At 62.5% G+C, this 14,268-nt stretch carries 12 protein-coding genes and 1 pseudogene; 11 read left to right on the top strand and 2 right to left on the bottom strand.

Annotated elements, in window-relative coordinates:
- The first annotated feature begins 1 nt into the window (after position 1).
- The 7 genes from CH271_RS24715 to CH271_RS24685 are packed head-to-tail and all read left to right on the top strand — an operon-like array spanning position 2 to position 6,133.
- On the top strand, positions 2-895 hold the full coding sequence (locus CH271_RS24715; protein WP_094635274.1) for a carbohydrate kinase family protein: 894 nt from the start codon (positions 2-4) through the stop codon (positions 893-895).
- Complete coding sequence (locus tag CH271_RS24710) at positions 892-1,905, top strand: substrate-binding domain-containing protein (protein ID WP_094635273.1); 1,014 nt, start codon at positions 892-894, stop codon at positions 1,903-1,905. Before CH271_RS24715 ends, CH271_RS24710 begins: the two co-directional genes overlap by 4 nt.
- 4 nt (positions 1,906-1,909) lie before the next feature.
- The gene (locus tag CH271_RS24705; RefSeq protein ID WP_094635272.1) at positions 1,910-2,692 is read left to right on the top strand and encodes an ATP-binding cassette domain-containing protein; all 783 of its coding nucleotides are present in this window, start codon (positions 1,910-1,912) and stop codon (positions 2,690-2,692) included.
- Complete coding sequence (locus tag CH271_RS24700) at positions 2,689-3,723, top strand: ABC transporter permease (RefSeq protein WP_094635271.1); 1,035 nt, start codon at positions 2,689-2,691, stop codon at positions 3,721-3,723. The genes CH271_RS24705 and CH271_RS24700 overlap by 4 nt, the downstream gene beginning before the upstream one ends.
- An 11-nt stretch (positions 3,724-3,734) precedes the next feature.
- Positions 3,735-4,748: a phosphotriesterase family protein gene (locus CH271_RS24695; RefSeq protein WP_256986541.1), complete on the top strand. Its 1,014-nt coding sequence runs from the start codon at positions 3,735-3,737 to the stop codon at positions 4,746-4,748.
- A gap of 9 nt (positions 4,749-4,757) precedes the next feature.
- Positions 4,758-5,510 carry a glutamine amidotransferase gene (locus tag CH271_RS24690; protein WP_094635269.1) on the top strand — a complete coding sequence of 251 codons (753 nt, stop codon included), beginning with the start codon at positions 4,758-4,760 and terminating at the stop codon, positions 5,508-5,510.
- Complete coding sequence (locus CH271_RS24685; protein ID WP_094635268.1) at positions 5,507-6,133, top strand: TenA family protein; 627 nt, start codon at positions 5,507-5,509, stop codon at positions 6,131-6,133. Before CH271_RS24690 ends, CH271_RS24685 begins: the two co-directional genes overlap by 4 nt.
- A 378-nt stretch (positions 6,134-6,511) precedes the next feature.
- On the opposite strand, the gene CH271_RS24680 is transcribed toward CH271_RS24685, so the two are convergent.
- Positions 6,512-7,786 carry a PucR family transcriptional regulator gene (locus CH271_RS24680; protein ID WP_094635267.1) on the bottom strand — a complete coding sequence of 425 codons (1,275 nt, stop codon included), beginning with the start codon at positions 7,784-7,786 and terminating at the stop codon, positions 6,512-6,514.
- Between the two features lie 238 nt (positions 7,787-8,024).
- Between CH271_RS24680 and CH271_RS24675 the strand changes: the two genes are divergently transcribed.
- The 4 genes from CH271_RS24675 to CH271_RS24660 all read left to right on the top strand — a co-directional run bounded on the left by CH271_RS24675 (position 8,025) and on the right by CH271_RS24660 (position 13,688).
- Positions 8,025-9,512, top strand: coding sequence for a class I adenylate-forming enzyme family protein (locus CH271_RS24675; RefSeq protein WP_094635266.1), 1,488 nt, complete (start codon positions 8,025-8,027; stop codon positions 9,510-9,512).
- A 45-nt stretch (positions 9,513-9,557) separates the two neighbouring features.
- Positions 9,558-11,324 (top strand): DUF3556 domain-containing protein, encoded by a 1,767-nt coding sequence (locus CH271_RS24670; protein WP_094635265.1) that lies wholly within the window; start codon positions 9,558-9,560, stop codon positions 11,322-11,324.
- Entirely contained in the window at positions 11,321-12,757 is a 1,437-nt protein-coding gene (locus tag CH271_RS24665; RefSeq protein ID WP_094635264.1) for a phytoene desaturase family protein, read from the top strand. The genes CH271_RS24670 and CH271_RS24665 overlap by 4 nt, the downstream gene beginning before the upstream one ends.
- A gap of 91 nt (positions 12,758-12,848) precedes the next feature.
- The gene (locus tag CH271_RS24660) at positions 12,849-13,688 is read left to right on the top strand and encodes an SDR family NAD(P)-dependent oxidoreductase (RefSeq protein ID WP_094635263.1); all 840 of its coding nucleotides are present in this window, start codon (positions 12,849-12,851) and stop codon (positions 13,686-13,688) included.
- Between the two features lie 250 nt (positions 13,689-13,938).
- Here the strand turns inward: CH271_RS24660 and CH271_RS29715 are convergent.
- Positions 13,939-14,268: pseudogene (locus tag CH271_RS29715) on the bottom strand (transposase); the annotation flags it as partial.

Genomic DNA, 14,268 nt, shown 5'->3' with positions numbered 1-14,268 from the left:
GATGATCGTATTCTTCGGCTACGCCAACAACGATGTGACGGTTCATGTTCCGCACGTCCCGGTACTGGGAGAAAGGGTGCAGGCGACGGCCATCGACTCGATCGACGGCGGTATGAACGCCAACGCCGCAGTGTCCGCAGCTCGTATGGGTGCCCGGGTCGCCTTCGCCGGCGCAGTGGGCCCCGATGCCAGATCGACCGAATTCCTCGCCGGACTCGAGCAGGACGGAGTCGACACCAGCTGGTCACCGCGCGACGCATTCCTCTCCACCGCAGTCGTTCTCATCGCCGACGGTGGCGACCGCTCGATCATCAGCCAGGACGACGCCAACGACGCCGACCGACTTGCGACCGTACTGAACACTCTCTCCGTCGATGGCGGACGACTGTTCGTCGACGGCTACCGAGCAGCGATGCTCCCACCCGAACTGCCCGACAACGTCAGCCTGGCCATCGATCTCGACGGCTGCGACGATCTCGATGCCGCACTGCGCGCCTTCGCCCTCGCCGATCACGTGATCGTCGGACGCAGCCTGTGGCAGAACAGCTTCGGCATCGAAGCCGATCGGTGGTCGACGCTGACCGCCCAGCACGACACCCACCTCGTCGTCACCGACGGAGAACACGGATGGACCCTCGTCACACCCTCGGGTGAGACGATCACCGAACCCGCAGTACCGGTCGACGTCGTCGACGCCGTCGGAGCCGGAGACTGCTTCTGCGGCACCTACATCGCCTTCATCGACGCAGGCGAACCTCCCGCTCGCGCAGCCCGACTTGCCGGAGCTTCGGCGGCTCTCGCCTGCGCGACGGCCGGACCACGCGGATGCCCCAGCATCACCGAACTCACCGAATTCACCGCCACCCTCGCCACTGTTCTTCAGGAGACCCGATGATCAAACGCGCACTCCCCCTCGTACTCGGTGCGGCACTTGCCCTCACCCTCGTATCCTGTGACTCCGCCTCCACCAGCGACACCGCGGGCGGCACCGACACGGCCGCGTCGTCCATTCCGGATCCGTCACGAGTCGCCGACACATGCGACGGCAAGAACGGCAGCCTGAAGGTCGGTCTGGTCACGATCAACCTGCAGGCACTGTTCTTCAACCAGATCAACAACGCCGCCCAGAAGGTGGCCGACGAAGCCGGGGTCGATCTCCAGATCATCAGCGGAAACGATGATTCCGTCACACAGGCCAACGCATTCGACAACCTCATCGCCTCCGGCGTCGACGCCATCATCGTCGACGCCATCGACACCGACGGCATCAAGCCCTCTGTCGCCAAGGCCGCCGCGGCAGGTATCCCGGTGGTCGCCGTCGACGCCACCGTCGACGCCCCGGGCGTCTCCACCCAGGTCGGTACCGCGAACGCCGAGGGTGGCGCTCAGATCGGTGACACCCTGACCGAACTCGCGAACAACACCGGGACCGTCGGCATCGTCGGTGCGCTCAACAGCACCATCCAGCTCGAGCGTCAGAAGGGATTCACCGACACCGTCTCCGCCGCAGGCATGACCGTCGGAACCGTCGTGGACGGCCGCAACATCCAGGAGAACGCACAGACTGCCGCGGAGAACCTGCTCACCGGCAACCCGGACATGGAATACGTCTACGCCACCGGCGAACCCGCGCTCATCGGCCTGGTCGCCGCAGTCAACAGCCAGAGCGCACAAGATCGGATCAAGGCCGTCGGCTGGGACCTGTCCGATCAGGCAGTCTCCGCATTGCAGGCCGGCTGGCTCGAAGGCGTCGTGCAGCAGAACACCTTCGAGTTCGGTTACGAAGCAATGAATGCCGCCATCGACCTCGGCTGCGGACGCACCGCACCCGCGGACATCCCGGTCCCGACGCAGATCGTCACCCCCGCCAACGTGGGCGACTACATGTACTACCTGGAGAAGTAGGACCATGGCACAACAAGATTCGACTGCACCACTGATCGAACTGTCGGGAATCACCAAATCGTACGGCCCGGTGAAATCGCTTCGCGGAGTCGATCTTCGGCTCGCGCGAGGCGAGGTACTCGGAGTCGTCGGAGACAACGGCGCCGGCAAGTCGACGCTCATGAAAATCCTTGCCGGCGCCGTTCAACACGACGGTGGTGAGATGCGAGTCAACGGAGAACCGGTTCGCTTCTCGACGCCACTGGATGCACAGCAGCAGAAAATCGGCATCGTCTATCAGGACCTGGCGCTGTGCGACACCCTCGACGTCGCCAGCAACCTGTTCCTTGGACGCGAACCTCGCAAGGGACCGTTTCTGGATCGCCACGGCATGCACGAGCGTGCCGCGGGGATCCTGGCGGACCTGCACGTGAAGGTGAAATCGACGTACCAGGAGATCGGGCAACTCTCGGGCGGGCAGCGGCAGACCGTCGCCATTGCCCGCGCCGTATCGTTCCGCCCCGACGTGTTGATTCTCGACGAGCCAACGGCGGCACTGGCCGTCGCCGAGGTGGAATCGGTATTGAAGCTCATCACCGACGTTGCGGCCCAGGGCGTCGGAGTCATCCTGGTGACGCACCGCCTGCAGGATCTGTTCCGGGTGTGCGATCGCATCACCGTCATGTACGAGGGGCAAAGTGTGGACGACGTACCGATCGGCGACCTCAACATCGAATCGCTCGTCGGACTGATCACGCGCACTCCGGTTCCGCAGCGTTCACCGTCCTCGCCGGAAGGCCGATCATGATCACACTCGACAAGAACGCGCAGCCCAGCGTGGCGAAACTCGCTGCGCGCCCATCACTGTGGCAGCAGACCAACAAGCCGACACTGGCGATGCTGGCGGTCACCGTGGCGGTGGCCATCGTCTTCTCGGTCACCACGTCCTCGTTCCTGACATTCACCAACATCTCCAACCTCGCAACGCAGATCGCACCGGTCCTGATCATCGCCGTCGCCATGACATTCGTGATCACCACCGGCCAGATCGACCTGTCGGTCGGAGCAACAGTCGCCTTCGTCGCGGCGATGAGTGCAGAGCTCATCCAGGCCGGCGTCGACTCCTCGGTGGTGTTCGTCGCGGCTCCGCTGATGGGAGCGGCATGGGGCCTGGTCAACGGCTGGCTCGCTGCCTACCAGGGCATTCCGCCATTCATCGTCACCCTCGCCACGCTGTCCATCATCCGCGGAATTGCGCTGTACCGCACCGAAGGGTTCTCGGTCCCCATCACCCCGGGAACAGCGTTCGCGAAGCTCGGCACTGCGTCGTGGCTTGGATTCTCGGCAAGTGCGTGGATCGCGTTGGCCGTGGTGATCGTCGGTGCAATTGCCCTCAACCGCACCCGCTTCGGCCGCTACGTCACCGGAATCGGTTCCAACGTAGAGTCCGTGCGACGCTCCGGCGTCAACACTCGCCGCGTGCTGATGATGACGCTGGTGTTCACCGGACTGGCCGCCGGCATCGCCGGCCTACTCATCGCTGCGCGGCTCGGCTCGGGATCGGCCAACTCCGCCAACGGTTTCGAGCTGACCGTCATCACCGCGGTGGTGCTCGGTGGTACCAACCTGTTCGGCGGACGAGGAACCGTGATCGGTACCGTCATCGGCGCAGTACTGACCGGCATCATCGCCAACGGCCTGACCCTATTGGGCGTCAGCCCGTTCCTCACCCCGATCATCACCGGAATCGTTCTGCTGGTGGCCATCTGGATCAACATGCGCGGGCACTCACTGGCATCGCTGTTCAAGCACCTGCAGAGCGCCCCGGGCAAGCAATGATCGTCCAGACGGTGACGGGGCCGGTCGACTCCAGTGAGCTGGGACTGGTGCTACCACACGAGCACCTGCACAACGACGCCTCCATGGCGCACTCGGAGTCACCCGACCCCGCTGTGGCACAGGCTCTCTCCGGACCCATTTCGCCTCGGGACGCCTGGCTGCTGCACGACAATCCTTATCACAGCGCCGACAATTGTCGGATCGACGACGCCACAGCCGTATTGGCCGACCTGAAAACCTTTGCCGATCACGGCGGGACGACGGTCGTCGACCTGACACCGCCGGGAATCGGTCGTCGGCCCGAGATTCTGGAACGGTACTCCCGCGAATCGGGCGTCCGCGTCGTCATGGGCTCGGGCTGGTACCTCGAGGCCACGCACCCTGCCGAGGTCGCGACGCTCGGTGTCGACCAACTCGCATCGGGACTGATCGCCGAATTCACCACGGACCACGGCCCTCGGCCCGGAGTGATCGGGGAGATCGGAGTCTCGCCGTCGTTCACCGCAGCCGAACAGAAAGCGCTGCGCGCCGCATGCGTTGCCCAACGAGAAGTCGATGTACCACTGTTCGTTCATCTTCCGGGCTGGCAGCGGCGCGGGCACGAGGTGCTCGACATCGTCATCGAGGAGATGGGTGTCGACCCGAGTGCCGTGGTGCTCTGCCACATGGACCCGTCGGGCAACGATCCCGATTACCAATGTGCTCTGGGTGATCGCGGGGTGTATCTGGAATTCGACATGATCGGCATGCCCTTCGAGTTCCCGGGCGAGGGCCAGTCTCCGTCACCCGCCGAGACGGCCTTCGCGGTCGCCGGTCTCATCGGCGGTGGGTACCGACGGCAACTACTGCTCAGTCACGACCTGTTCCTCAAGTCGATGCTCCGCGCATTCGGCGGCAATGGTTTGGCCTACGTACCAGTCTCTTTCGCTGCTCGACTCGTGCGCAGCGGAATCGATCCACAGCACGTGTCCTCGCTCATGCGAGACAACCCCAGGACGCTCTTCGAGAGCGCCGGAAAAGGATAGAGAAACACCATGGGTAAGAAAGTTCTGATCGCCGGTGAAAGCTGGATGACCACCTCGACCCACGTCAAAGGCGTCGACGAATTCACCGTGCACTCCTACGTCGAGGGCGTCGGACCGCTCAAGGATGCCCTGCTCTCCCGCGGACACGACGTGGTGCACATGCCGGCGCACCTGGTACCGACGCAATTCCCCGGCAGCGCAGAGGCCCTGTCCGCCTACGACGTCATCGTGCTCTCCGACATCGGTGCCAACTCGATTCAGCTCGCGCCCAGCGTCTTCGACCGGTTTCAGGCTGGGGAGGATCGATTGGTCGAGCTCCGGGACTGGGTGCACGACGGCGGTGCACTGTTGATGATCGGTGGGTACCTCTCGTTCTCCGGATTCCAGGCCCGGGCAGCGTTTCGACAGACTGCGCTCGCCGACGCCCTCCCGGTGACAATGCTTCCGGAAGACGATCGAGTGGAGACGCCCGGCGGAATGATTCCCGTCGTCGTCGACAGCGCGCACCCGGCCGTGGGGGGCAGCGGAAGCGACTGGCCCGCACTCCTCGGCTACAACCGCGTGATCGCCAAGGACGGAGTCGCCGTGCCCGCCACCATCAACGGCGATCCGCTCGTCGCTGCGGGAACGTACGGCAAGGGTCGCTCGGCGGTCTTCACCTCGGACTGCTCGCCGCACTGGGCACCGCCGGAGTTCTGCGAACAGTGGCTCGGGTACACCGATCTGTTCGACGGCCTGATCACCTGGTTGTCCGAAGAATGAGTCGATCCATCGAGCTGACTGCGCGGCAGCACCCCAATCTTGCTGCCGCACAGGATGTCCGACTCATCACCGACTCGATCGACGGCTCACTGCGTGACGAGGACTTTCGGCGCTATCTGGTGATCGAGGAAGCATTCGTGCTCACCGCGGTGCGCATCCTGGGGCTCGTGGTCGCCGAGTCCGAGTCCTTGAACGACGCAACCGATCACGTGGTGTCGCTGTCGAACCTCGTCGGTGAACAGCGCGAGTACTTCGCCGGTCTGCGGGAGCAGTTCCCATACGACGGCGACGTGCACGAGCTGATCGAGAGCTCGTCCGCACTGTCGAACTACGCACTGGGACTTGCCCGCCGAGACGGCAGGGCCGCGGCTCTGGTCGCGATGTTCGCCGCCGAGACCCTGTACCTGTCCTGGTGTCGCGCAGCACTTGATACATCGGTCGATCGCGAACCGGCGCTGCAGGAGTGGATCGAGATGCACACCCGACCTGCCTTCGTGGCACAGGTCGATGCTCTGGCCCGAGAGGTCGACGCCATGGACGGCGTGGACGACGCCACGCTCGACGAGTGGTTCGCCGGCATGCTGGCCGCCGAGACCGAATTCCACGACTCAGCGATCCGCTAGTGCCTGCGGCAGTCAGGCTGCGTCGTTGAGTCAGACGCGATCGCGGTGGCGAGGATCCCGCCGATTTCCTTGGCCAGTGTGCGCGTGCGGCGTCCGCCGTCATCGATCTACTCGAGTGCTTCTATCTTCTTCGCAACTCCGGGACCCGATCAGGGGATGGTGTCAGGTCCTCACACCGGGCCACTTATCAACGAGGACGTCTCCGCGGAGGTTCTGCTCAAATCGCGCACCCTATTCGGTTCGCTCGTCAGAGTTCAGCGGAGAGTGCGGTGGATGACGGCCTCGTGCACCGACACCGGACCATGGCCGATCGGTGGTCTTCACCTTCTGCGCGTTCGAGGTCGTAGTAGGCACGAGATGCGCGACCTAGCAGGGGGACTATGTCCCGAGCCACGATTGCAGAACGAGCGCTTGTTCGATATCGAATCTGTTCTCGATGATCGGGTGTCCGAGCATCTGTTCGGCGCTTTTCACCCGGTACTTGACTGTGTTGTAGTGCAGATGCATCGTCTGCGCTGTGGCTTTGTGACTCAGGTGATGATCGAAGAAGGTTCGCAGGGTCTCTCGCAACCGCCGTGCGGTGTCTGTGTCGTCTGCGAGCCGTCCGAGCGTGCTCACGATCCATTCTCGCGCTCGCGTGAGGTCACTACTGGCGAGGGAGCTGACTGCCAATCCGGGCTCGTCGTAGGACAGGAGGGTGCGTGTTGGTCCGTCGCCGAGTACCGCTACTGAGCGTGCGTGCTGGGCTTGCAGGTGTGAGGTGCGGAATCCTTCGCTGCCGAATCGAGTGGTCCCCAGCGCGATATGGGCACCGCTGAGGTCGGCTCCTGCCAACGCGGTTCGGATTCCGGCCCGTTCGGGCTCGACCGGATCACGGCCGAGCGGGATCCATACCCACGCGCTCAGCCTGTCCGCAGCAACGAACAGCGGCGTGGGGTTATTCTCGACCGATTCACAGATCCGTCGGGTCAAGTACTCGAGAGTAGACAGATCGTCGCCGTCGGAGTCCGATTCACCGATCCACAGAACCGCTGCACAATGATGCTGTGCGAGTTGGTATCCGATGGCTCGAGAGATTTGCTGATCATCTGCAGGACTAGTAGAGGTCAGTAGTTCTCGGATCCGCGTCGCTCTGACGTTGTGCCGATTGGCAAGCCACCGTTCGTGTTCGGCTTGATAGGCGTTGACGACTTGTTCCGAGATCCAGTCGATGTAGATCGAACTCACTGAGACGATGCGATGCGAGACCTTGAGCGCTACAACAGGTTCGATACCAGAGTCTTGAATCCGATCGAAGATCCGATCGAGCATGGTGGTTTGACCGAGCCTGTAGGCACGTACGAGTGCCGTGACGGGAATTGCTTGCTGGGCGAGCCGCCGTGCGTACTCCATTGCGGCGGCGGGCGCATGCAGGTGTTCGGCGGTGATGCCGTGCTGCAAAACGTGGAAGAAGGTATCGACGTTCCCTTCGATGCTCGCTCCGAGCAGTTCGAGCAGTTGAGCGTCAGCACCCAGCTCCTTGATCTCACGTTCGAGGACTCGGCGAATGTTCCGGGATTCCTCCACCAGGCGCGCACTCATCTCGGACACAACGGCGGCCACGATGACGTCGACGGTCTCCGCGTCGTCGTGGGTAGGTGATGTCGAGGACACGAACTAGACAATACGACCTGGCGTCGGCCAGCGGGACACCTATCCGGTTGTCGTTCGTATATTGCCCTGACCACGGGCGGTGGCGTGGAAGCGACATGATGGCGTCACATCGATGGCGTGATCCCGATTGTCCCCTCGAGACAATCGAGACTCTGAATGTCGTATTCCGAGGATATGGCGTGCATCACAAATTCGTCTTAGCGTCTGATGCCTACCGCTCGTCTACGAAGGATCCTTCATGCACCTGCCCGACCTGCCCGATGTGCGTGCTTCGCTCGCTCCCGAGGCGCCCGCGATAGCGGACGATCGCACGTCGATGTCCAATCGCGAGTTCGCCGCTGCTGTCACCGACGCCGCAGCCCTACTCGCAGGTCGCGGAATTTCGCGGGGCGATGTAGTTGCCATCATGTTGCCGAACCGGGTCGATTTCGTCGTGGCTCTGTTCGCTGCATGGAGGCTCGGAGCGGCTGCGACGCCGGTCAATCCGTCGTTGACCGCGAAGGAGATCGAGTTTCAAATCGAGGATTGCTCTGCGACGGCGATAGTGACGTGTCCTGAGCTGGTACTCAAGACTCCGCTCGAAATCGCGCGTATCACCGACCTCACCGAACAACCGCCCGCGGCGCGTGTCGCGGATGGTCCGGCAGCTGTCGCTTCCGATCATCTGGCGCTGTTGATCTACACCAGCGGTACCACGGGCAAACCGAAGGGAGTCATGCTCGACCACGCGAATCTGACTGCGATGACCTCGATGTCCGGGCAGGAGTTCTCGCTCGGTTCCGATACCCACAGCCTGCTGATCCTGCCGCTGTTCCACGTCAACGGCATCGTCGTCGGAACCCTGTCGCCACTGGTGGCCGGTGGCCGGGTTACCGTCGCCGGGCGTTTCGAGCCGTCAAAATTCTTCGACCGCGTCGAATCTGCCCGTCCCACATTCTTTTCCGGCGTACCGACCATCTTCGCGATGCTCGCCAACCTCCCCGACACTGTCAGTCCGGATACCAGCTCCCTCCAGTTCGCGGTGTGCGGTGCGGCGCCGGCGAGTGCTGCGCTGCTCGCTGCCTTCGAATCTAGGTTCGGGGTGCCTGTCGTCGAGGGGTACGGCCTCTCCGAAGGCACCTGCGCGTCCACGGTCAATCCCATTGCAGGCCCGCGCAAACCTGGAACTGTCGGCCGTCCACTGCCGGGCCAGAGCATCCGGATCGTCGACGGGGGCGGCAACACGATCGACGACGGACGATCCGGCGAGGTTCTGATCAAGGGTGCCAACGTGATGCGAGGCTACCTGGGCCGCCCCGACGAGACGGCGAAAGCCCTACACGAAGGCTGGCTTCGGACCGGGGACATCGGGCACCTCGACGAGGACGGATACCTGATCCTGGTGGACCGCGTCAAAGACATGATCATCCGGGGCGGGGAGAACATCTACCCGAAAGAGATCGAGAACGTCGTGTACGAGCTCGCCGGCGTATTCGAGGCTGCCGTGGTCGGCCAACCCCACGATCTCCGTGGTGAGGAGCCCATCTTGTTCGTCTCGTTGACCCCCGGCAGCGCACTGACGGAATCCGATATCCGCACACACATACGGCTATCGCTGTCGAAGTACAAATGGCCGACCGACATCGTCTTGATAGACGACGTCCCCAAGAACCCCGTCGGCAAGATCGACAAGCCTGCTCTGCGAGGCCGTCTGGCGGCCTCCTCCGAGACTACCGCCGCCACATAATCCGCAGACGCCATCTACACATCCACCACCTCGAAAGGACTCACCGTGGGTCTTCTGTCACCGACCCTTCCCGACATCGACCTCGGACATTGGCGTCGACTCCCCCAGCTCGAACGCCTCAAAGTGCAGGTCCAGCATTGGGGTGAGCACGGTTTCGGTACGCCCGCGGGCGCGTACCTGTTCTACGTGGTCAAGATGATCGCCTATGTCAGCCTGCCGCTTTGGATCATCTCCATCTCCACCCCAGGGTTGGGTACTTTGTCCGACGTGGCGTCGTGGTGGACCGAGCCGATCGTCTTTCAGAAGTTCGTGCTGTTCACCGTCCTGTTCGAGGTCCTCGGATTCGGTTGTGGCTCAGGACCGTTGACGATGCGGTTCTTCCCGCCCGTCGGAGGTTTCACCTATTGGCTACGGCCGGGCACGATGCGGCTCGCCCCGTGGCCGAACAGGATCCCACTCACAGGCGGTGACACACGCACCCTTTTCGATGTCGCTACCTACACGGCTCTGCTCACGGTTCTCGCAGCAGCCCTGATCTCCGACGGAGTCACCGGTGGAACAGGTAATGCCGGAATGCTGAACCCGGCATTTGCGATCGTCGTACTCACCGTGCTCGTCGTGATCGGGTTGCGAGACAAGACAATCTTCCTCGCCGCCCGATCGGACCAGTACTTGGTGATGGTCGTCGCTTTCTTGTTCCCCTTCGTCGACATGATCATTGCGTTCAAACTCGTCATGCTCGCCATCTGGTGGGGGGCGGCGACCTCGAAGTTGAACCATCACTTCCCGTTCGTGGTAGCGGTGATGATATCCAATAGTCCACTGCTCCCGTCGAAATGGCTCAAACGCAAGCTCTACCGCAGCTTCCCCAACGACATGCGCCCCTCGACGTTCTCGAAATTCGCTGCCCATCAAGGCACGGTCATCGAGTACATCCTGCCGGCCGTCCTGATCTTTTCAACCAATTCCACGCTCACGACCGTCGTGCTGATCGGATTGACCATCTTCCACCTGTTCATCCTCTCTACGTTCCCGGCCGGTGTGCCTCTGGAATGGAACTTGTTCGTCATCGGGGCCGCGTGGTTCCTGTTCGGCAATTACACCGACAGCGTCTACTCGTTGTGGAACGCCACCAGCATCTGGCCGTACTTGATCGTCGTGGTGCTGATCGCCGGAATCGTCGTCGGCGGCACGAAGCCGCACTGGGTCTCGTTCCTCATGGGAATGCGGTACTACGCAGGCAACTGGGCCACCAACACCTGGATCATGCGCCCTGGGGTAGAGGAACGACTGCAAGCCGAGATCACGAAATCGGCTCCGATGACAAAATTCCAGCTGCTCAAGCTCTACGACGAGGACACCAGTGAATTCATGATGCAGAAGTTCACCGCATGGCGGTCGATGCACAGTCACGGTCGAGCACACATGGGGCTGATCTCGAGAGCAGTGGACAACCGCGACGAATACGTCATACGTGAAGGTGAATTCATCGCGGGCGGAATCCTGGGATGGAATTTCGGCGAAGGCCACCTCCACAACCAACAACTGCTCGACGCACTCCACCGCAAATGCCGATTCGCCGAGGGCGACATTCGGGTGATCATGATCGAGGGCCAACCCATGCACCGCGGCACCCAAAGTTACCGGATCGTCGATGCCGCGGCGGGTCTGATCGAGGAAGGGACTGTCGCAGTATCGGAGATGATCACCCGCCAACCCTGGCTCGACGACACTGCATCGATCCCGGTCACCGTCCCATCATCGTCGACCGGCGACGCCATCTCCGGTAGCGGCACGGCCGCTCGACCGTGACCACCGCAACAGTTGTCGGATCGGGACCCAATGGTCTCTCCGCCGCAGTGACCCTGGCGATGTCAGGAATCGAGGTCACTGTCTTGGAAATGGCCGACGCCGTCGGCGGGGGTACCCGAACCTCCGAACTCACCCTGCCCGGCGTCCTGCACGACGATTGCTCCGCAGTGCATCCGATCGGTGCCGCATCGCCGTTCTTCAACAGCCTCGACCTCGAAAGACACGGACTGCGATGGAAGTATCCCGAGATCGACGCCGTACAGCCACTCGACAACGGCTCTGCGGGGGTACTGCACCGATCCATCAGCGACACCGCGGCCGGTCTGAGCACCGACGGCGACGCTTGGCGGCGATTCTTCGAACCGTTGTCCGACCGGTTCGACGATCTCGCCGCCGACTTCTTCCGTCCTATGTTGCACGTGCCGAAGCATCCGGTCACCCTCACCAGGTTCGGACTCAATGCTTTGGCACCGGCGACACTGACGGCACGTCGGTTTCACACGCAGGAAGCGCGCGCACTGTTCTCCGGCATCGCTGCCCACGCCCTCTACCCGTTGACGAGACCGACCACATCGGCTGTCGGTGTCATGATGATCGCTGCTGGCCACAAATACGGGTGGCCGGTTGCCGAGGGCGGCTCCCGCGCGATCAGCGATGCACTGGTCTCCGTTCTCGCCGAGCACGGAGGAAAAGTCGAAACCGGAGTTCGTGTCAGGCATCTGACCGAGATACCACCGAGTGACATCGTGATGCTCGATCTCTCACCCACCGCGGTCGCCGACATCGCCGGTGATGCGCTCCCGGCGAGAGTCGCGCGGCCGTACAGACGGTGGCGTTACGGTCCCGGGGCTTTCAAACTCGATCTCGCAGTGCACGAGGGTATCCCGTGGACCAACCACAGCGCCCGCCGAGCCGGCACCGTGCACCTGGGTGGAACCCTCGAGGAGGTTGCTGCCGCAGAACGCGCCGTTCATCGAGGAGACATGCCGGCGCGGCCGTTCGTTCTTGTCGCACAACAGTATCTGGCCGACCCCACCCGCTCGCACGACGATATCCACCCGATCTGGACCTACGCTCATGTGCCGAATGGGTACACCGGTGATGCCAGCGAAGCCATCATCGATCAGATCGAACGGTTTGCACCAGGAGTGCGCGATCGAATCGTCGGACGCGCAGTCCGATCGACCACCCAAATGCCCGCGTACAACCCCAATTACGTAGGAGGGGACATCGTCACGGGATCGAACGATCCAGGCCAAGTCGTGCTGCGCCCCAGAGTTTCCGCCAACCCGTATTGGACCGGGATCGATGGTGTTTACATCTGCTCGGCTGCAACACCGCCAGGAGGCGGCGTACACGGCATGGGTGGCTACAACGCAGCCTGCGCCGCACTCGAGTCCGTGACACGTACCGAAGCGAACATCGGCAGCTAGCGCTGATGTTCGGCCGGAGTCAGCCCCACCGTGCACCGACTCGAACCTCTCCATTCGATATCCATGCAATCATCCGAAGGATTGAAATTCAATGACACGACCCTCTCGTATCGCGCTGCACGAGAAAGTAATTTTCATCACCGGAGCCGGCAGCGGAATCGGCGCGACAGTTGCTGAACTGGCCTATGCACACGGCTCGAAAGTCGTACTCGTCGACGTGAACCCGTCCATCGATTCGCTCGCTGATCGGCTCGGCGATCGTGCATTCGCAGTCCACGGCGATGTGACCAGTCGATCGGAGATGGAACTGGCTGCAAAACGCGCAGTCGACACCTTCGGGCGCATCGACATCGTCTTCGCCAACGCAGGCATCGCAGCCGATCCACCGACGACGATCGCCGCAATGCTCCCAGAAGTCCTCGAACAGGTCATAGCGGTCGATCTGCACGGTGTCTACCGGACTGTCCATGCGACCTTGCCTCAGATTCGGGCCAACAATGGACATATCCTCCTCACGGCCTCGATATATGCCTACGTCAACGGTGTGGTCAACGCTCCGTACGCCATGTCGAAGGCTGCAGTCGAGATGTTCGGACGATCGTTGCGGTCGGAACTGGCGGGAACAGGCGCAACGGCTGGAGTCTTGTATCCTGGGTGGACCCGGACCCCCATCGTGAACAGTGCCTTCGGTGGCAACCAGGCTGTCACGGAACTGATCGAAACGGTCTTCCCTCGATCACTCCGCACCCTGGTCTCCACTACCGAAGTAGCAGAAGCAGCACTCGCGGGCATGACCCGGCGCAGCGCACGGATTCACGTACCGAAACGATGGGCTGCTGTCTCCGCCGGGCGAGGATTGGTCAATCCTCTCACCGACCTCCTTCTCGACAGATACGCGAAAGTTCACAAGTTGGTGCGGAAACTCGAGTAAGGAGCTCTCCTGCACGGTGAGACGATCCGTTGTGCCGTGTGAAAATCAACTCCAGAGGGTGGTGCCACCCAGCCCTGCCGGAGGCGCGTCAGCGGCGTAAACCGGACCATGAGGCCATGCCACGTCATCGATGCGCCGACGATCCACAGGAACATCTTTGCCTCCTGTCGCTCAGGCTGCCTCGGTAGCCGGTCGACTGGCTTTCGCGTCGCGCCGTTCGTACACCGAACATGTCTTCGACATCGCGTATAGCACGTTCGAGTCTGGTGCTTCCTCCGCGTTGTCGATGCTCACCACGGATCGAGGTTCCAGAGCGGTGGGTGCGGGGCGCGACGCCGGCGTAGGCGGCAAGGTTGCCGGCGCTGTCGAAGCGGTCGATATCGACGACTTCCACCAGGATCGTCGCTGCGATCCGAACGCCGACGCCCGGCATCGAGGTGAGGATCGGCCCGGCCTGGTGTCTGTTCAGTTCGGACTCGAATTGCTCCTCGAGTTCGGCGCGGGCACGACGTACCTCGCTCAGCTGCCGCGCAAGGGTGTTCAGTACGAAGTTCGATTTCTCCGCCCCAGGAACGATCAC

This window comes from Rhodococcus sp. 05-340-2 (genome assembly GCF_002258915.1).
Lineage (GTDB): Bacteria > Actinomycetota > Actinomycetes > Mycobacteriales > Mycobacteriaceae > Rhodococcoides.
Note: the sequence above shows the minus strand (reverse complement) of the source record. Positions and strands in the feature narration are given on the sequence as shown.

What these genes read in the sequence shown, in the direction of transcription:
- CH271_RS24715 (WP_094635274.1), top strand. Translation starts at nt 2, where the DNA reads ATGATCGTATTCTTCGGCTACGCCAACAACGATGTGACGGTTCATGTT.
- CH271_RS24710 (WP_094635273.1), top strand. Translation starts at nt 892, where the DNA reads ATGATCAAACGCGCACTCCCCCTCGTACTCGGTGCGGCACTTGCCCTC.
- CH271_RS24705 (WP_094635272.1), top strand. Translation starts at nt 1,910, where the DNA reads ATGGCACAACAAGATTCGACTGCACCACTGATCGAACTGTCGGGAATC.
- CH271_RS24700 (WP_094635271.1), top strand. Translation starts at nt 2,689, where the DNA reads ATGATCACACTCGACAAGAACGCGCAGCCCAGCGTGGCGAAACTCGCT.
- CH271_RS24690 (WP_094635269.1), top strand. Translation starts at nt 4,758, where the DNA reads ATGGGTAAGAAAGTTCTGATCGCCGGTGAAAGCTGGATGACCACCTCG.
- CH271_RS24685 (WP_094635268.1), top strand. Translation starts at nt 5,507, where the DNA reads ATGAGTCGATCCATCGAGCTGACTGCGCGGCAGCACCCCAATCTTGCT.
- CH271_RS24675 (WP_094635266.1), top strand. Translation starts at nt 8,025, where the DNA reads ATGCACCTGCCCGACCTGCCCGATGTGCGTGCTTCGCTCGCTCCCGAG.
- CH271_RS24660 (WP_094635263.1), top strand. Translation starts at nt 12,849, where the DNA reads ATGACACGACCCTCTCGTATCGCGCTGCACGAGAAAGTAATTTTCATC.